15 protein-coding genes and 1 pseudogene are annotated in these 17,144 nt (G+C 42.1%); 4 read left to right on the plus strand and 12 right to left on the minus strand.

The annotated features are described in order from the left end of the window. The first annotated feature begins 100 nt into the window (after window positions 1-100). On the plus strand, window positions 101-985 hold the full coding sequence (locus MHI06_RS17600) for a LysR family transcriptional regulator (RefSeq protein WP_169481110.1): 885 nt from the start codon (window positions 101-103) through the stop codon (window positions 983-985). Window positions 986-1,076: 91 nt separating this feature from the next. Here the strand turns inward: MHI06_RS17600 and MHI06_RS17605 are convergent, their stop codons facing one another. The 5 genes from MHI06_RS17605 to MHI06_RS17625 all read right to left on the minus strand — a co-directional run bounded on the left by MHI06_RS17605 (window position 1,077) and on the right by MHI06_RS17625 (window position 7,103). Then, the gene (locus MHI06_RS17605; RefSeq protein ID WP_340398608.1) at window positions 1,077-3,092 is read right to left on the minus strand and encodes a chemotaxis protein CheA; all 2,016 of its coding nucleotides are present in this window, start codon (window positions 3,090-3,092) and stop codon (window positions 1,077-1,079) included. Between the two features lie 14 nt (window positions 3,093-3,106). After that, window positions 3,107-3,622, minus strand: a complete 516-nt coding sequence (locus MHI06_RS17610; protein WP_340398609.1) for a chemotaxis protein CheW — start codon at window positions 3,620-3,622, stop codon at window positions 3,107-3,109. Next, window positions 3,556-5,145 carry a methyl-accepting chemotaxis protein gene (locus tag MHI06_RS17615; protein ID WP_340398610.1) on the minus strand — a complete coding sequence of 530 codons (1,590 nt, stop codon included), beginning with the start codon at window positions 5,143-5,145 and terminating at the stop codon, window positions 3,556-3,558. Before MHI06_RS17615 ends, MHI06_RS17610 begins: the two co-directional genes overlap by 67 nt. Window positions 5,146-5,686: 541 nt before the next feature. Then, window positions 5,687-6,367 carry a hypothetical protein gene (locus MHI06_RS17620; protein ID WP_340398611.1) on the minus strand — a complete coding sequence of 227 codons (681 nt, stop codon included), beginning with the start codon at window positions 6,365-6,367 and terminating at the stop codon, window positions 5,687-5,689. Window positions 6,368-6,509: 142 nt separating this feature from the next. Then, window positions 6,510-7,103 (minus strand): cupin domain-containing protein, encoded by a 594-nt coding sequence (locus MHI06_RS17625; protein WP_340398612.1) that lies wholly within the window; start codon window positions 7,101-7,103, stop codon window positions 6,510-6,512. A gap of 274 nt (window positions 7,104-7,377) precedes the next feature. Here MHI06_RS17625 and MHI06_RS17630 point away from each other — a divergent pair, with 274 nt between their 5' ends. Together MHI06_RS17630 and MHI06_RS17635 are read left to right on the plus strand one after the other, a co-directional pair. After that, a complete protein-coding gene (locus tag MHI06_RS17630) occupies window positions 7,378-8,886 on the plus strand; it encodes a hypothetical protein (RefSeq protein ID WP_340398613.1) in 1,509 nt (502 codons plus the stop codon). 622 nt (window positions 8,887-9,508) lie between these two features. Continuing rightward, window positions 9,509-9,979 (plus strand): GNAT family N-acetyltransferase, encoded by a 471-nt coding sequence (locus tag MHI06_RS17635; protein WP_340398614.1) that lies wholly within the window; start codon window positions 9,509-9,511, stop codon window positions 9,977-9,979. Between the two features lie 147 nt (window positions 9,980-10,126). On the opposite strand, the gene MHI06_RS17640 is transcribed toward MHI06_RS17635, so the two are convergent. From MHI06_RS17640 to MHI06_RS17660, 5 genes are all read right to left on the minus strand, one after another. Further along, entirely contained in the window at window positions 10,127-10,432 is a 306-nt protein-coding gene (locus tag MHI06_RS17640) for a hypothetical protein (RefSeq protein WP_340398615.1), read from the minus strand. A 98-nt stretch (window positions 10,433-10,530) separates the two neighbouring features. Next, a complete protein-coding gene (locus MHI06_RS17645) occupies window positions 10,531-11,301 on the minus strand; it encodes an AAA family ATPase (RefSeq protein WP_340398616.1) in 771 nt (256 codons plus the stop codon). Between the two features lie 72 nt (window positions 11,302-11,373). Continuing rightward, window positions 11,374-11,886, minus strand: coding sequence for a hypothetical protein (locus MHI06_RS17650; protein ID WP_340398617.1), 513 nt, complete (start codon window positions 11,884-11,886; stop codon window positions 11,374-11,376). A gap of 215 nt (window positions 11,887-12,101) precedes the next feature. Next, on the minus strand, window positions 12,102-12,548 hold the full coding sequence (locus MHI06_RS17655; protein ID WP_340398618.1) for a hypothetical protein: 447 nt from the start codon (window positions 12,546-12,548) through the stop codon (window positions 12,102-12,104). A gap of 87 nt (window positions 12,549-12,635) precedes the next feature. Continuing rightward, entirely contained in the window at window positions 12,636-13,610 is a 975-nt protein-coding gene (locus MHI06_RS17660) for a phosphotransferase (protein ID WP_340398619.1), read from the minus strand. Window positions 13,611-14,066: 456 nt separating this feature from the next. Between MHI06_RS17660 and MHI06_RS17665 the strand changes: the two genes are divergently transcribed. Then, window positions 14,067-15,047, plus strand: a complete 981-nt coding sequence (locus tag MHI06_RS17665; RefSeq protein WP_340398620.1) for a serine hydrolase — start codon at window positions 14,067-14,069, stop codon at window positions 15,045-15,047. 84 nt (window positions 15,048-15,131) lie between these two features. Here the strand turns inward: MHI06_RS17665 and MHI06_RS17670 are convergent. Both MHI06_RS17670 and MHI06_RS17675 read right to left on the minus strand, forming a co-directional pair. Further along, window positions 15,132-16,152: pseudogene (locus tag MHI06_RS17670) on the minus strand (serine hydrolase). 239 nt (window positions 16,153-16,391) lie between these two features. Continuing rightward, entirely contained in the window at window positions 16,392-17,120 is a 729-nt protein-coding gene (locus MHI06_RS17675) for a DUF1361 domain-containing protein (protein WP_340398621.1), read from the minus strand. Between the last annotated feature and the right edge of the window lie 24 nt (window positions 17,121-17,144).

Below are 17,144 nucleotides of genomic sequence, written 5' to 3' on the forward strand. Positions count from 1 at the left end.
CTTCCAAGTAACTCTGGTTTCTTTGTTGTAGTTACACTATAATACGTTTTGAAGCCATACAAGTAATTAATATATTTCACAGGAGCTATAGACCACATCTATGACAACAAATTACGAACTATATAAAGTCTTTTACTGGGCTGCCAAAACAGGCAGTTTGACACAGGCTGCAAAAGCATTGTATATCACTCAACCCAGCGTCAGTCATGCCATCAAGCAGTTGGAAGAGAGCTTTGGTCTTACCTTGTTTTATCGAAATTCCAAGGGTGTAGCGTTGACACAGGAAGGTGTCAGTCTATACTCCTATATTGAACAATCCCAGATTCTGATCTCACTTGCGGAAGAAAAAATGGCCGCACTGAAGAGCCTCGACAACGGTGAATTGAGGATCGGTGGCAGTGACTCCCTGTTCAAGCATTACATGTTGGCGTACCTTGAGGAATTCCACACCTTGTACCCTAACATCAAGCTGCATTTGAGCCATGGAACCACGCCGGAAGTCATTACCTTTCTGAAGGAAGGCAAGATCGACCTTGGTGTAGTTCGGATGCCCATTGTTGATCCACAGCTCGAAGTCAGGGAAAGTATTCAGTTGAAAGACTGTTTTGTAGCTGGTGAACGTTATGCTCAGTTAAAAGGCAAAGTCATGACACTTGAGATGCTTCTTGAGCATCAACTGATCCTCTTCTCCAGGAACAGCCGGGTTCGGATGGCTATAACCGAGTTGTTTAACAGCTATAATTACACGTTGAAGCCTGAGATTGAGGTCGGTAGCGTTGATCTGTTGATTGAATTTGCACGTCGGGGACTGGGCATTTCCTATGTTACACGTGAATTCATCTCCAAAGAGCTGGAGGAAGGTTCTCTCTTTGAAATTCAGCTTGATGTCCCGCTCCCCCCTTCCCATGTGGGGATAATGACCAAACGCAATATGCCAATTTCTCTGGCAGCCAACCGTTTTATGGATCTCATTTTCAAAGCCTGAGTGGCCACCATGTCAAAAGGTACAACGAAGAGCCCCACCGTCCAGTTAAGGATGGTGAGGCTCTTTGGCCTGCATGCTGCTTATTTAAAGATTAATGACTCACCAGATAGGAAGCATCCAATATGAGGGCAACCTTGCCATTCCCCAGGATCGTTGCACCAGAGAGATGGTTCATCGCACCCAGATACGTACCGAGCGTCTTAATCACAACTTCCTGATTCCCGATAATCTCATCTACTGCGTACGCTGCAATTTTGTCAACGGAACGCACGATCACCAGTGGAATGGTTTTGGATTTGCGGTCCGTTCGTGGATAGTTCAATTTATCACAGAGTCTGTGAAAGGGTACAATACGACCATGATTTAGAATCGCTTGTTGCCCTTGGATCATCTGAATATCTTCAGGTGAAATGCGGACAATCTCGGCGACGTTGTACATCGGCAAGATCAGAACACGACCCGATACTTTGACTAACAGTCCTTTGATAATCGCCAATGTGAGTGGTAGACGAATCGTAAACGTGGTACCCACACCAACCTCCGTATCAATATCAATGATACCGTTGAGTCGCCCGATCTGACTACGCACGATGTCCATTCCTACGCCGCGTCCTGATACTTCACTGACAGAAGAAGCCGTTGAGAAGCCAGGCTCAAATATGAGATGTACAGCTTCCTGTGTTGTAAGGCGTGCAGCCTGCTCTTCACTAATGATGCCTTTTCCCAAAGCGGAAGCCTTGATCTTATCACCATCGATGCCTTTGCCATCATCCGAATAACGAATGACGACATGGTTTTCTTCGTGAAATGAAGTTAAGGTAATACGTCCTTTGGATGGCTTGCCGAGCTCCGCTCGAACCTCTACACTTTCAATGCCATGATCTGCACTGTTGCGGATGAGATGGATCAGCGGGTCACTCAATTCTTCAATAATCATCCGGTCAAGCTCAGTCTCTCCACCTTGAATGACCAGTTCCAGATCTTTATCCAGTTTCTGCGAAAGGTCACGAACCAATCTCGGGAAGCGGCTGAATAGTTGATCAATGGGTAACATACGTGTCTTCATTACACCTTCTTGAAGCTCTTTGATCACCCTGCCCATATGATCGGATACACCACTAATACTCTGGATGAGTGTGGAAGGCTCCTTGCGCGCACCCGACCCACTAAGATCTGCAAGGGATGTCTGATCAATTAAAAGCTCACCAACCAGGTTCATCAAATGGTCCAGACGTTCAACACTGACACGAACCGTAGGTTGAGCAGCCTTCACTTTTTCTTCTGGACCAGAGACAGCCATGGTAGGCACGCTTGGTTTTGTTTGCTCTGTTTCAGAGAGTAATTCAACTGGCGCAGAAGTCGCTGCAACCTCATTGGATTCCAGCATGTATGGATCAATCTCCAGCACATGAATATCCGAGTCTGAAGACAGCTCTGCCTTAAGCTGCTGTGGGTCCTTTGAAGTAGCCGCGATGATGATGAACTGACCATAATGATCATCTTCATTCTCCGCGCCCGGTTGGCTCTCCATGAGCGAAGCAGCGACAACCGTACCACAGATGTCCTCAATTCGTTGTCGCAAAATATGATATCTGGCCGCTTTCATCATGCACTTCTGCTCCAGCACAATGTGAAGGGACAACAGCTGTTTGCCTGACACGACAGCCACCTGTGCCACAATCGATTCTGCGGGTTGCAAATAAGGTGCTTTAAGTTTCCCGACTGTTGCCGGGGTCTGAATTAACTCCTTTATTTCTCGTACTACCGCTCGAAAGTCTTCATATGCTTCCCCACGGATGTACTGATCCCGAAGCACCTTCATGGCGTCCAAAGAGCGGAACAACGTATCAATTAGCTCCGAAGTCATCTCCGGTTTTTTCTCCCGGACCCATTCAAGGGCGTACTCCACTTCATGCGTGAGGTCGCTTAATTCACGGAAATCCATTGTGGATGCCGATCCCTTGATGGTATGGGCTGCTCGAAACAGCGTCTGAACCAGCTCTACAGAAGGCGAAAGCTCCAATGCCAGCAAAGACTGATCCATACGTTCCAGTTGATCATTCAGTTCTTCGATAAAGATGTCACGGTAGGCAGACAAATCCATCATTCGTGTATACCTCCCTAACCGCCCAATATTTCGTCCAGTTTCAAAATGCCCACAAGCTTGTCTTCCTGTTGACCCACGCCATGGAAAAATCCTTCACGGTTACGACCATAACCTCCGGTTGGCGGATGTATTTCCGAATATGTGGTTACCTTGTTCACGCGGTCCACGATCAAACCAATATATTCATCCTGATGTCGAACTACGATAATACGAGTCGCTCTGGTGTCCGGTTCATCCGACATACCCAGCAGATTCCGCAGGCTCATCACACATACAACCTTGCCACGCAGATTAACTACCCCTTTGATCTCTGGACGGCTAAATGGGATATCTGTGATGCTCAGCATTTTAATAATTTCATGAATTTCTTCGATTCGAATGGCGCAAGTCTCTGCACCTACAGACAGTTCAATATATTGTTCCTTCTGAAGTGAAGACATCGATTCACCCTCAATTCGATTAATTAATTGGTTTTGAAGGCAGCTGCCGAATTCGCCAGCTCTTCCGCCAGATGTGCCAGAGACTGGCATGTTGCAGCTGTCTCTTCTGACGCTGCTGCGGATTCTTCACTTGAAGCCGAGATGGATTCAACGGAACTCATGACCTCTGCCGCTTGAGCCGCTTCTTCTTCACATGCAGCTGCAATTTCGTTTACTTTCTGTGAGGAGTTATTGACCATATCAATGATCTGATCAAATGCCTGTCCAGTCATGGAAGACTGTTCAACACTGGCGGCTACCGCCTGTACGCTTTGTCTTGTGTTTTCCTGCATCGCTTTGATGATGGCTGTAATTTCTTTGGTCGCCTCGCCGCTACGCTCTGCAAGCTTCCGGACTTCATCTGCGACTACGGCGAATCCTCGACCTTGTTCTCCCGCACGTGCTGCTTCAATGGCTGCATTCAGCGCGAGCAGATTGGTCTGTTCAGCGATATCGTCAATCACTTCAATGATGTCACCGATTTTACGGGAATCATCTTCGAGTTTGGTCATTTTCGTATTCACAGCTTGCATGCCTTCCAATGAAGTTTGTACAACAAGTCCACCTTCACGAGCAGTCTTCACGGTATCATTGGACAATTCGGCAGCTTCTTCCGCACTTGCAGCAACGGAGTTAATGGCAAGTGATAGCTCCTTGAACAATTCGGAGATGTTTCCTGCCTCGCTGGATTGGCTTGTGCTTGTACTTGCAATTTCCTGCGTGCTGGCTGAGATCTGTTCCGAGGAAGCGGCAACGCTTTGGGAGTTCATTACGATATTGTTGATTAACTCTTTCAGGTTGTCGACCATACGATTCAGTGCCGCGGCCAGTTGACCCACTTCATCTTTGCTGGAGATGTCTGACTTGAGGGTCAGATTTCCGCCGGCAACTTCCGTAGCCAGACCCAGCATGGCCATGAGTGGCTTAGAAATGGAGCGAGATATAATGTAACCGATGAGGATACTGAAGAGTACGGATGCAATCACCATAACAATCGTTACCGCAAAAGCAGTTGTATAAGCTTCTTCAGATTTCGTGTTGGCCTGATCTGCCAAATTTACATTGAGGTTCACCAGGTCTGCGAGGTTTTTTACAACCTCATCACCAGGAGGTTTCAAAGTCGCTTTCAGGAATGTAATGAAAGCTGCATCATCATCTGATAACGCCATAGTGACGCCTTGATCATAAAGTTTCATGTAGCTGGTATATTGGGTATCTAACTTACGAAGCAATTCCGTTTCTTCCGGGGTAGTGGCAAGAGGACGGTACGTAGCAAGTCGATCCTCCAAAGATTGACGAATCGTGGCAATACTTTCTGTAATTCTGGTCTGCTCTGCTACTACAGTTTCGTAATTCAAATCACGTACGTTAACTCGCAATCTCTGATAATCAACCTGAGCAGAAGAGAGCTCTCGAACCGAGATCAGATTATTGTTGTACATCTCTTGCATCCGTTCATTCGTACTTCTCAATGTTACTACCGAGTAGACGCCAAGCGCCGCAAGGATTATCGACACAATTAAAAATGCTGAGATAATCTTTGTTGCTGTTTTTAAATTTCCAAACCACTTCATGTAATCTCCTCCTAGGCATCTTAGTGTCCAGTTATGTATATAACGCTCGGCAAACCCTTCTCTTGGTCGCGCTCTAGACAACTTACGATTTATTTCGACAGAAATATATCAAAACTGAATAGGAGATTTTTAATTCTATAAATTTGCACTATTGCGAATTTTTATTTTAGATATTAAGTTTCTACTATTTTATTAAGTAACTAACTAATTACCTGTTTATTAAAATCAATAATTTCATATATACGAAATTCATATATTTTTAAATTATATTACATATGATTTATTAGACATAACATTAGTAAACTGTATAACTTCATTTTTATGATTTGGTAAGGTACAATCTCGTAGTTCTTCGGTCTAACAAAGATTACAATTTGTTTATCATTCATGCCTTAATTTCATATAAGTACAGTTCAACCCATGACTTAAGTCTAATATGTTGCAACTTTAACTAATGCCTTTGTCATACAAAAAAAATCAAACCCACATAAGGTGAGTTTGATTAAATAGATATCAATTCTATGGATTAGTATGAATAGAACTACGTGCTGTACAACTGCTCCAGTTCGATTAAGCGATCCTTAATCCGCTGCGGAATAATGTCAAACAACTGGTCCCAAGTCATGAACATTTCCGGTTTCAACAGATACTCTTCGAACTCCATGGAAGGCACGAACGCCTTGGTCTGCAGATAACTCGTTACCTGGGCATCAACCTGTTCATTCGTTTCAAAATACCCACGGAATAAATCATTCACGAGTAACCCATCACACCCGGCTTTGGTACCTGCGGCACTATATAAGTCTGGCAATAATTCAAACACAACTGGCAGCGGTGAGAAAGCGTGCTTGCCAGGCTGTGAATACAGACATACATGACGTCCAACCACATTAACTCGATCCTTCAGCAATCCCCGCAGCACTTTACCATGAAAGCTGGCTTCACAGTCTACAACTTCACCGTCATGACCCACATATATCCACACATGTTCCATCTCATACAGATGTCCGATCTCATAATCCCACCAGATCGCAAACTCAATTACATATTGAACTGCTTCAGCCGGGAATTGAATATCCCTCTTGAACGAAGGCGAAGGTCCTGAACGATCCAGTACAGAAACGCCAACAAAATCGGGATAGAAGGGCTCGTTCCGGTCAAACATTAATACAGGTGCATAACTCATTGCAGTTTCAAGCATTTCCGTTTCGGACATTGTCATGGATGGTATCCCCCATTTTCATCGATGTTACAACTATATTAACAGAGAATCGTATAGGTGTTAACGTATAGAATAAGCCCACAACTGGATAAGTTCCAGTTGCAGGCTTGAATGGTTATATTTTCTTAGAGTGGAATTGCTCCTATTCTTTAGATCCTTTTGTTGGTTTGAGTGCATTGGATGGTTGGGTAGACAGGTCAGAAACAGCAGTATCGCACCCTATTGGAGGACCCAGGATGGCATCATTTTTAATGGATGCAACGGCTTTGGCATACGCCTCTTCATCCAAACAGTACGCGCGGTGAGCCACCTCCGGCGGTGTAGCTGCCAAGAAATCCGCTCCAAACACAATATCAGGCGTTGGTTGATCAAAGATAGTTAATACATATACATCATCTGTCTCAGCGACAAACCAGTGAAACCAACCTTTCGGAAATACAACAACCTGACCTGGTTTCAGACGATATGTCAATCGTTCACGCGTAAACGGATTGAAGACTGACGCTGTAATTTCACCGGTGATGACCACAACCATCTCCGTGACATTGGTGTGCCAGTGCGGCTGCACAATAATCCCTTTGCTTAAGTACACGTTGAAGAAACCATTTGCAATGGTCGGCAGCTGTTCTCCAAACAACTGGGTTATATAGTTTCGTGAATCCCTTTGATAATTGACAACCGCATTAGAATCGGCAGCTAATGGAACATTCGGAGCTTGCAAAATCGGATCAATCATACGGTTATTTCTCCTCCTTGGGCATACATCTCATTATTGTACTGTATGCCGAGGAAATGCGGCTCATACCTGTATCCATAGACATCGTTCAGTTTAATAAAAGTATTCAAGCAAGTCATGCTCTATTATCACAAAATGGAAGTCTCTGAACGGCTTTGATATAATTCATCTATTATTAGTTATGCAGGATACTTGGTGCAATAGTAGCTTAGCTTCGATTGGTACAGAACGAAAGGAGCATACAATGATCCCTAATGTTGGAGATATATACTGCGTGTACGTCGAAAAATTACAACAATACACAGCCTGCCAGGTAACTGGACTGAAAGAAACGGAGGGTAAAACTTCCGACACGCTTGCCTCAGTTCTTCAATTGGATTGGACTGGTGACCAACTGCCGAATGAAATGCAGCTTCATCAGATGAAGCCACTGATCTGTAATTTTTATTTTTGGAATGATCGAGTTGACCATAGTTTCGTGAGTGCTAATGTTCCTTCACAGTATGTGCTTGCAGGCAATATCCCGCCTCTCTATACCAAGGAAACGAATACGTATGGCGGAGGCTGGCCAATCGGAGAAAAGCTCTATCTCCAGCGTGAATGGGAAGGTATTGATGCGATCCGAAGAGAACAGTTCAAACAAGCTGCGGATGATGACGAAGAAATCATGATTGGCGATCGTGTAATGCGGCGAAGTACGAGCACACTCCGCGATTTCAGCCCTAAGTTTGAGGAAGATATAACCGAACTCACAAAGCTACCCTGTCTAACACATATTGAAATGAATGGATATACGGAATCGATCTTTCCATTTATAGAAGATAATCCGTTTATTAATGAACTTCATATCATAGATCATGGTCAAACGATGCTGGATATCAGCAAGAGTCACCTGACCAAACTTATTGTGGATGTCAGCGGGTTGGAGCGGTTAATTTTGAACACGAAGATGACGAGTCTGAACTTCACAGGAGAGCTGTCCCCTAGTCTTTGTATCGTAGCTCATGAAGATGGTAAACGCATCACTCTGAATGTCCCAGTGGACTTGCCACAGGTTACTGGTATTTCGCGACTTGAAGGTCTGTATATCAGAGATATCACGGAACTCAATCTGGAGCCAATTGTCCAGTACTATCCTGAGCTTTCAGAATTACGATTGTGGGGCAAACCCGGCAATGTATCCCATATAGAAACGATTCAGCATTTGGCGAATTTGCAAACCTTCACTACATATGACCTGTTCGGCTTCGACGGTGATCAATTCCCTGATCCAGAGCAGCTTCCCGAATTGGCTACGCTGTGGCTAACCAGCCTGCCTGCCGATGCAGCCAAATCGATCAAAACAAAATTCAAAAAACTTGCTGCTGCCGGACTTGATGTGGAGATCACCAAAGCACGCAAACCGGAATGGCTTGCCGAGAACCTGAACAATCCGTTTCGGGATTGGGATGGAAGGGACCACATCAAGGCAGAACACGCAAAAAAAGCAGCTCATTTGTACAAGCAGTGCTTGAAGGAAATTCGTCAATTAAGTCAAGGTCCAATGGATCAGGAGTCTATACACAAGCAGCTCGTCTCCATGGTTGAAAACTACACCCAGACCTTCAACAAGATGGATGCGAAGACCGGCTTTATTGAAACCGTTGAGCGGGAAGAGATTTATGTTGTTCTAACGGAGCTACTGGATCAGTTGAATGAGCAATTGGAACTGCATCAAGATGATTCAGTTAAGGTTAATCACGAGGAATTATTTGAGGTATTTGATCGTTTGAGAGATTTCTAGGTTACATGTTTCGATTCGTTCAGTCGCTAGGGCGCCAATATTTCATCCAAAAAACAGCTGTTTACGCAATAGAGGGTTCTGTAATGAATTTTGCAGGATCCTCTTTTTATGAATACATTTTCTTCTACTATACTTATCCCTTTACGTATAATTTAATATAACATCAACGAGTTTAAGCAGGGCTAGGAAGTGAAGATTCTCAATGTATTCTGTTTCACGGTATGTGTAGTTGTTCTTATTTTAACCGCTCATTAATTCGACATCTTCTGTCTCTGAAATTTGAAGTTACTATTCCTCACCCCTTCCTAAAGAAAGAATTTGTTTTATGTATCTTTTTTTTCTCGAATGCGATCCATGAATAATACGATACCCAGAATAGTAACGGAAATATCGCTACTGCAATATAGCGTTTATCATGAGGGAGCGTAAAGATAGTAACAATGGCGATCGGTAAAATAATGGCAAGTAGAATTAAATATTTGCCCCAATGTCTTTTTAATATCTCCAACCCCTCCTTAATCGTTTTTTTTTACTTGATAAAGATACGACGAACATCTTTTTTGTATTAAATTAACAGAGCATGTACTATATTAACAAGCGTTTAATAGGAGGGATATATTTAATGGAGGTTTCATTATGTAAAGCAGATTTAAAAGATGCAGCGACTATTCATGAAATGAAAGTCAAAGCATTTATGCCTTTGTTGGAAAAATATCAGGATTTTGAAACAAGCCCCGCCAATGAAACCGTAGAAAGAATTGTTACTCAACTCAATCAATCTTGTACAGATTATTTTATAATTCTTCATCTTGAAGTTGCTATTGGTGGAATTAGAATCGTGAAAAAGGATAATCAAATCTACAGTGTTAGCCCCATTTTTATACTGCCAGAACATCAAGGAAAAGGAATTGCTCAAAAAGTCTTTATAATGGTTGAGCAGATTTATGATGAGGCGAAATCATGGAAATTGGGTACCATCTTACAAGAGAAAGGAAACTGTTATTTGTATGAAAAGATTGGCTATAAAAAAACGGGTGCAACAAAAGTGATTAACAACAAAATGACAATGGTATTTTATGAAAAGCATTTATAGATGCATAAACATTGGATTAAGTTAACCGCCTTACGGTGGGCGGTTAACGTTTGTATGAAATTCACAAGCAAGTTTAACATAGCTGATCACTGTGTTGCCTTCTTAAGTTATATTAACCTAACGTTTCTATTAATAAGCAGTGAGCAATCATACAGTTAGTCCAAGCTTATTAATGAGTAAATCACCTTGTTCGATTTTCAATGAGTTCTTTTCTTGTTTGAATTCCCAACCAATTTCATTCGCATACCTTATTAAAAGTTCGCAATTCCTAGGTCTGTGTGGGTTAAAGTGCCAACTAGCTTCCCATGTAAATAAGACTTCAAAATATGTGGTTCTAGATGAATAAACCTTAAAATTAACAAACTTATTACTAGGAATCTCATTGATAACACAGTGAAATTGATAACCATTTACCATTATCTTTTTAGCTCTCTTGCTGAATGTCTTTCCCATACATATGCCCCTCCTGAAACACAATAGTTTTTCAAGCATGGCAAGTCATACCTTAGTCCAAAATTATATCACATATTAGAACTATACTGCCCGTTAGCTTAATCTTGAGCTTCTTCGAATAACTCTCTGAGCATCCTATCCTTATTATTTACAAACTCTTTCATAATCATAAAATGGTCGGTTTCTTCCAATACTTGGACCTCGATACCATCCGGCTTTAGATTGTAAATAATCGAATCTGGGTATGCCATAAGGATTGGGGAATGGGTCGCAATAATAAATTGAGAGTTTTGCAAAACAAGTTCATGGATTCGTGTCAGCATCGCCATTTGGCGAAGGGGAGACAATGCAGCCTCAGGCTCATCCAGTATATATAATCCATTCTCCCCAAACCGATGAATGAACGTGGAAAAGAACGACTCTCCATGCGATTGCTCATGCAAGGACTTGCCACCGTACGAATCTTTAATAGGGCGAATCGGGCGACCGAATGAAGGTTGGCTGTCCAACTCATCGATCGTCGTGGCTAAATTATAATAACTTTCTGCCCGGAAGAAGAAGCCATCCCTCGGGCGTCGCGGGCCTCTGATCAATTGTATATATTCATATAAGCTCGAGTGGGTAGCCTGGGTTGAGAAGGAAAAGTTGATCGTCCCACCCTCCGGGTTAAATCCCCATGCGACAGCAATGGACTCCATCAGTGTTGATTTGCCCATCCCATTTTCACCTACGATATAGGTTACCTGGGGGTGGAAATCAAGAGTATGTAGGCTTCGAATGACTGCCAAATTAAAGGGGTAACGATTATAAGTGGGTACTTGGTGCCTTTTGAGCTGAATTTGTCGTAAATAGGAATGCTGTACATTCAATATAGTTCACTCCCTTTAGTTTACTGCATCAATCAGATAATACCACATACCGAAATTACCCTGCCCGTTAGTTCAATAAGATAGATGAACAGTATCGTCCGGGTCTGAACCAGCATATCCCCATACTTCCCCTTCAACGTGATAACCGCCACCACTCCATTGAAGCAAGTAGCCTCCAGTATCCATACCTTGTGTGATACCTTCTTTACTATTTATCCAATTTAAAGATTCCCCGGGAGCAATCGTTCTAGCGAGATACACTTTACTAGTATCTAAGTGCGTTAAGCTAACATTAACTTCATGGCTACTATTGTTCTTCATAAGCAGTTTTATATGTACAAATTCAGGATTTACGGAAAAGGGTTGCTGTACCGTTGCGCCTCCAGAAACAATATAGTGAGAGGGTTTGCTCTCACGTTCGCTTAAAGAATTGGTATGGGTTGTACTTTCGGAATTGCTTGATAATACAACAGATTTTGGAGTAGACATATTCTCTTGAGTTGAACTTGTTGAATCACAGGCAGTTCCTGTCGCTGCTGTTAAGGCTAATGATACAACAGTAAAAAATAGTCTCTTTTTCTTCAATACTTCATCCCCAGTTTTCTTTTATAAGTTATTCTAAAACCCTATAAGAAGTTCCTCGTTATTAACAACACTATCAATCAATAAAAGTTACACCTGTAATTCGCAAGATGGCATTGAGTTAACCTGTCCGTTACTGGAACAAAAGCAGCAGATCACATTGATCAGCTGCTTTCTTCGTATTATTGAGCTATCATTTCCTTTTGGCTTAACCAATTTTAGTTTTGGACAAATTCAGCAGATACAATAGTTTTGTTCCATTCCACATGGATTGTGTAGGAGCCGGGCTTCAGTTTCGAAAATGTCTTTATATCTGTATAGTCCTGACCAGGCTCCAAATCAATATAGTCTTTTGTTGGTACAACACCTTCGTCTACTTCTTTGTTGTTTTTTATCAACCTATACCTTGCTCCGCCAATAACATTCACTATTTTTTCGCTTTGATTTTTGAAAGTATACATTACGTTAGTATCGGAACCTACGTTTTCTACCTTAACGGAACCGACTAAATTAGATTGATTTGTATTTCTGTTTGGTCCTAATGGTTCCTTTTTTAAAATATTTGTGGCTATTGGTTCTGACTCCATATTTTCCTTGGTACAGCCTGCAAAAATCATGCACACTACTAAAACTAACATTATGATGGAGCTATTCATTTTCGTCATTAGTATCATCTCCGTATAATTAGACGAACACTTTCTTGAATAGGTTGCTAATTTCAATGTTGTGTCACTATTCAGGTAAAACGCCCATTAGTTGAATAAGAAACTTTCTCCTTTAGAATATTTTATAAAATAATGTTGAATAACTGATGGGAGACTAGCTGCCAAAGATTGTTGTTCGTTTGGATTTAAAGAATGAAATGCAAAAATCCTTATTATTGACCATATAAAGAAAGCTTCTAATAACTCTATATAATTTTCTTCTAGTTGATTTACTTTACTATATGATTTAATGAATATTTTCCTATTTTCAACTGAAAGATGCAGAAATGTTTCAGCCATATCAAATAAATAAAAGCCATAACCACAATTCGAAAAATCTATTGGTCGAGGAATATCTTCATAAAACACATAATTACTCTCGTGAAGGTCGGAATGAATGATTCCCCAGTTACACTGTTCTCCCTTATGTCTTTCTATCATTTTTGCTATTTTATGTGCTGACTCCTCCACATAAGAAAATGCTTCACTTGACACAAGTTCTAAATTTACCAACTGTTTTAATTGATTAAGTGAAGAATATAAATGATCGGAATTGTATATTGGTCTATTAAAGCCGTCAGGTGCATTCCACTTCATAGAATGTTTATGTAAAGCCGCCATTAAAAGAGCCAAATTGGCAGTTTCATTACTTGTTGGCTCTCTGTTAAGCACCTTACCATTAACCCACTGGTGAACAGTCACAAGGAATTTATTGTCATTATAATCAGTTGATATAACTGTGACCAGATCACCTTCGAGATTCCTTATAGGATTAGGTACAACAAGACCTGTATCTTCATTCAAGGCTTCAAGCCACATGAGTTCTGATTCGATATTTTCCTTTGAGTAATTGGAGCTCTTCGAGATATGGATTTTGATAAGAAACTTCGGATTATCGTCTTTTGTATGAACTCGGAATGTAACATTATCACTTTCCCCGAGGTATACAATTTCACTAAAAATTATCGGGTATTGAATTAAGGCTTCTTTTGCTACCTTCGTATAATCCTCTTCAGAAAACATAACATCCACCCCAGTTGTTTCCATTTTTATAAAATGATTATATCAGGAATATTTATGCTATGAAGACCAAGATTGATTATAAACAAACTCTACTGTCCATCAGTTTAAAAAGATGCGCATTGCACAGTGTTGTCCGGATGCAACAGAAAAAGACCAAAAATTAATTAATATGTTGGCGACTTAAGTAGTGGTAAAAGAATAAACGAAAATTAACGTGAATAATCTAGGGAGTGTCTTGTGCTCTTCTGATGACAATTATATAAGATTGACAGAAAAAGATGGGGGTTTATGCACTATTCGCATTTGATTTTTATCGCTTTCATAGAGAATCGCATTTAACATGCTTACTTTGACATAATAATGTATGCTTGTTGAGCCCCACCTTGGGAGTATGCTAAGATAATGGACACCTATTTCCACAAAATCAATACAAATCAAACGCATAGAAAGGACACTATGAATCCTTCATCACTGTCATCCAAGTTACAACAGATCGTTCCACAACTGGATCTGCGAAGCTGCCTTGTCAGCGTACGCGGTGAGATTATGTACGAACACTACCGCAACCAAGAGGCTGCGACTGATATTGCAAAAATCAATTCTTGTACCAAGAGTGTGCTATCCGCACTCATTTGTATAGCGATGGATAAGGGGATTTTGCCTGAGGCATCTACCCCAATATCCACCTTTTTCCCGCAGTTGACATCTGATCCTGATCCGCGCAAACCAGCGATCACACTGGAACAACTGCTTACCATGACAGCCGGATTCAACTGGGACGAGTTCGGCGGGCAGAATTCATTCCCTCGCATGACCCGCACCGATCATTGGGTGGATTTTGCATTGGAACAACGCTTAAGTCATGAACCGGGTACATACATGGAATACAACTCCGGAGTATCACAGATCCTATCCGCCATCCTGATGCAAAATGCAGGTATGAACGTAGCCGAGTTCGCAGAACGTTATCTTTTTGGCCCGCTGGGAATTAAGGATTATGAATGGGAAAGTGACCCTCAAGGTGTACATACTGGCGGATTCGGTCTTAAAATGTTGCCCGCGGATCTACTGAAATTCGGTCAGCTGTTTCTACAGCAAGGTATGTGGGAGGGTGAATCTCTCATTTCAAGTGATCTGGTATCGCGTTCGACGCAGCCTTTCATTACAGTCACTCCACCGAATCACGTAAGTTATGCTTGGCATTGGTGGGTGGATGTCTATCCGAATGAAAGGTCTGTTGCCGAAGATATTACTGCTGAAGACGACAAACCCAATCTCCATTATTATTACGCGCGAGGGTTCGGTGGGCAGTATGTATACATTGTCCCAGAGCTGGAACTCGTTACGGTTTTAACTAATGACAAACGAAAGAAAGAGAAGCCTCCGCTGGATGTTTTCCCTCGATTAATCGCCCCTGAGCTATGGAAAATCTTATAACCGGAGGCAGTCCTATCTATCCTGTTCGACCAATGAACCCCCAATCTTGTGGCCATAACCTGACCATAGGTTGGGGGTTATTCGTCATGCCAAAGCTTCTTCGATAGCAATTGTTATTGGATACGGACCAGACTCTTGATTAGAGACCACAACCAGTTGTAGATCATAGTCCGGATACACGGAAGACATGAACGACACCCCTGGATCAAACCCCATGACATGAAATTTGAAAATGTCTTCCTCCTTGCGGTCAATCCAGATACCCTGCCCATAGTACTCTTCATCCTCTTGATGAGCATGTGGTGTTAATAACTGCTGTGTCGTCTCTTCATTCAACAATTGGGGACCCAGCAAAGCATCCCAAAATCGAATCATATCCGGTGCCGTAACATAGGCCCCACCGTCCGATCCACCTTTGACAGGAATGGAGAACATATTGGTATTCCAAGAGCCATCTTCATGATCGATATACCCTAAAGCTGTGTTACGCGGGAGCTGATCTGTTAAGAAATAACCGGAGTCTTTCATGCCACACCTTTTGAAAATGTGCTCTTCCACATAATCTGTAAACGCCAGTCCTGAATGTTGCTCCACGATAAGCCCCAGCACAATGAAACCCGCATTGTTGTAGTGAAAACGTTCACCCGGAGCAGACTTCATTGGCAAATGCTGAAACATGGGCAGAAAGTCACTTAATCGCCGCATCGTGTAGACGGGTCTGTCTTTCCATAATTCTGAAAAGTCATCCATCACTTCTTCATCGAAATAATCCGGAATGCCTGACGTGTGTGTTAACAACTGCTGGATGGTGATTCTTTTGTCCCATAGTGGAAACTCCACATCCAACACATCCGTAAGCTTGGAATCCGCAGACAACTTGCCTGCTTCAAATAGTTGCTACACTCACTGCCGTGAAGATCTTACATCCTGATGCAATACCGAACCGTGTATGCACCTGATTAGCCAGTTCTTCGCTGCGATTCGCATAGCCACGTTTCATATTCAAAAGGGTTTTCCCGCCTTGCTGGAGTAATACAACACCCGAAAAATTCACGCGTTCCATGACTTCTTCTACTTTTGTTGTTAGCTCTAATACATTCAACATTTTGTTTTCCACCTACTTGTCTATGTATTCTTTATACTCTCATTTTCAATTCTTCGTCATATCCTGCATACCTGCCAAACTCCCATAAAAAGAAGGATTACTCCCTTATAAAAGGAAATAACCCTTCTTCAAACAACGTAAGTTTAAGTTGGACAAAGCATGCTCAACTGCCGTTCAATCATTTGTTCCACTCGTTTTACGGAGATTTTATCTGGCTGCATGTCTCGAGTCAACATGAATTAGCGCAACGCTTGTATGTCTGCTTCAGGATTTACTGCACTCTTCTTCGTTTCACGGGGAGACCTCGTATTGATCAGATAGTACAATGTGGCATAGATTGTAGTGATAAACGTACCAAAAAACAAACAAAACGCAAGAGAAGGGCGGCTTACACTTTCGTGCATCAGCTCAATCAGCGTCTCGCGATTCGTCAGTGCATCCCAGCTATTCAGTCGATATACACGTCCAAGCAATACCCCATAACTTCCCAAAGCACACCCAGCCAATACAAAGATCCAAGATGCCCATCGTCCAACACGGCGATAGATCACTTCCTGAAGCTGATACATCGATAGGAATCCAAGTAGGAGTCCAGTCCAGACAAACATTAATACAACGCTCAAGTCGTACCAATAGGTGTAGTCCACTCCGTTCCCACCATAATAACGGGAACTTCTCGCTGTCAGATGAACCAAATCCGTAACAATGTAAGAAGAGTTCGGGAAAAATAACAACCACAGCAGACCACTTGCGACTGCAAGCCACGTGGCACCTTTCCATTTCACATCACTTAGAAGATAGGCTGCATAAGAGAACACAAAAGGAATCCAGCCCAAGAACAGATTCCAGATCAGGAAGCGGAAATAACGCTGATCCAGCCAATCTGCGGCTACGTAGTACAAGCCAAGCGTTACTATAGTAACCACACTAAGGAAAATAAATATGCGAATATAATTCAGTTTTCTCAATGATTCTGACCTCACTTGATAAAA

It is taken from the genome of Paenibacillus sp. FSL H8-0079 (assembly GCF_037991315.1).
Classification (GTDB): domain Bacteria; phylum Bacillota; class Bacilli; order Paenibacillales; family Paenibacillaceae; genus Paenibacillus.

Excerpts from the sequence above, each read along its gene's own strand:
- MHI06_RS17600 (WP_169481110.1), top strand. The coding sequence starts at position 101 with ATGACAACAAATTACGAACTATATAAAGTCTTTTACTGGGCTGCCAAA.
- MHI06_RS17605 (WP_340398608.1), bottom strand. The coding sequence starts at position 3,092 with ATGATGGATTTGTCTGCCTACCGTGACATCTTTATCGAAGAACTGAAT.
- MHI06_RS17610 (WP_340398609.1), bottom strand. The coding sequence starts at position 3,622 with ATGCCAGTCTCTGGCACATCTGGCGGAAGAGCTGGCGAATTCGGCAGC.
- MHI06_RS17615 (WP_340398610.1), bottom strand. The coding sequence starts at position 5,145 with ATGAAGTGGTTTGGAAATTTAAAAACAGCAACAAAGATTATCTCAGCA.
- MHI06_RS17620 (WP_340398611.1), bottom strand. The coding sequence starts at position 6,367 with ATGACAATGTCCGAAACGGAAATGCTTGAAACTGCAATGAGTTATGCA.
- MHI06_RS17625 (WP_340398612.1), bottom strand. The coding sequence starts at position 7,103 with ATGATTGATCCGATTTTGCAAGCTCCGAATGTTCCATTAGCTGCCGAT.
- MHI06_RS17635 (WP_340398614.1), top strand. The coding sequence starts at position 9,509 with ATGGAGGTTTCATTATGTAAAGCAGATTTAAAAGATGCAGCGACTATT.
- MHI06_RS17640 (WP_340398615.1), bottom strand. The coding sequence starts at position 10,432 with ATGGGAAAGACATTCAGCAAGAGAGCTAAAAAGATAATGGTAAATGGT.
- MHI06_RS17655 (WP_340398618.1), bottom strand. The coding sequence starts at position 12,548 with ATGACGAAAATGAATAGCTCCATCATAATGTTAGTTTTAGTAGTGTGC.
- MHI06_RS17660 (WP_340398619.1), bottom strand. The coding sequence starts at position 13,610 with ATGTTTTCTGAAGAGGATTATACGAAGGTAGCAAAAGAAGCCTTAATT.
- MHI06_RS17665 (WP_340398620.1), top strand. The coding sequence starts at position 14,067 with ATGAATCCTTCATCACTGTCATCCAAGTTACAACAGATCGTTCCACAA.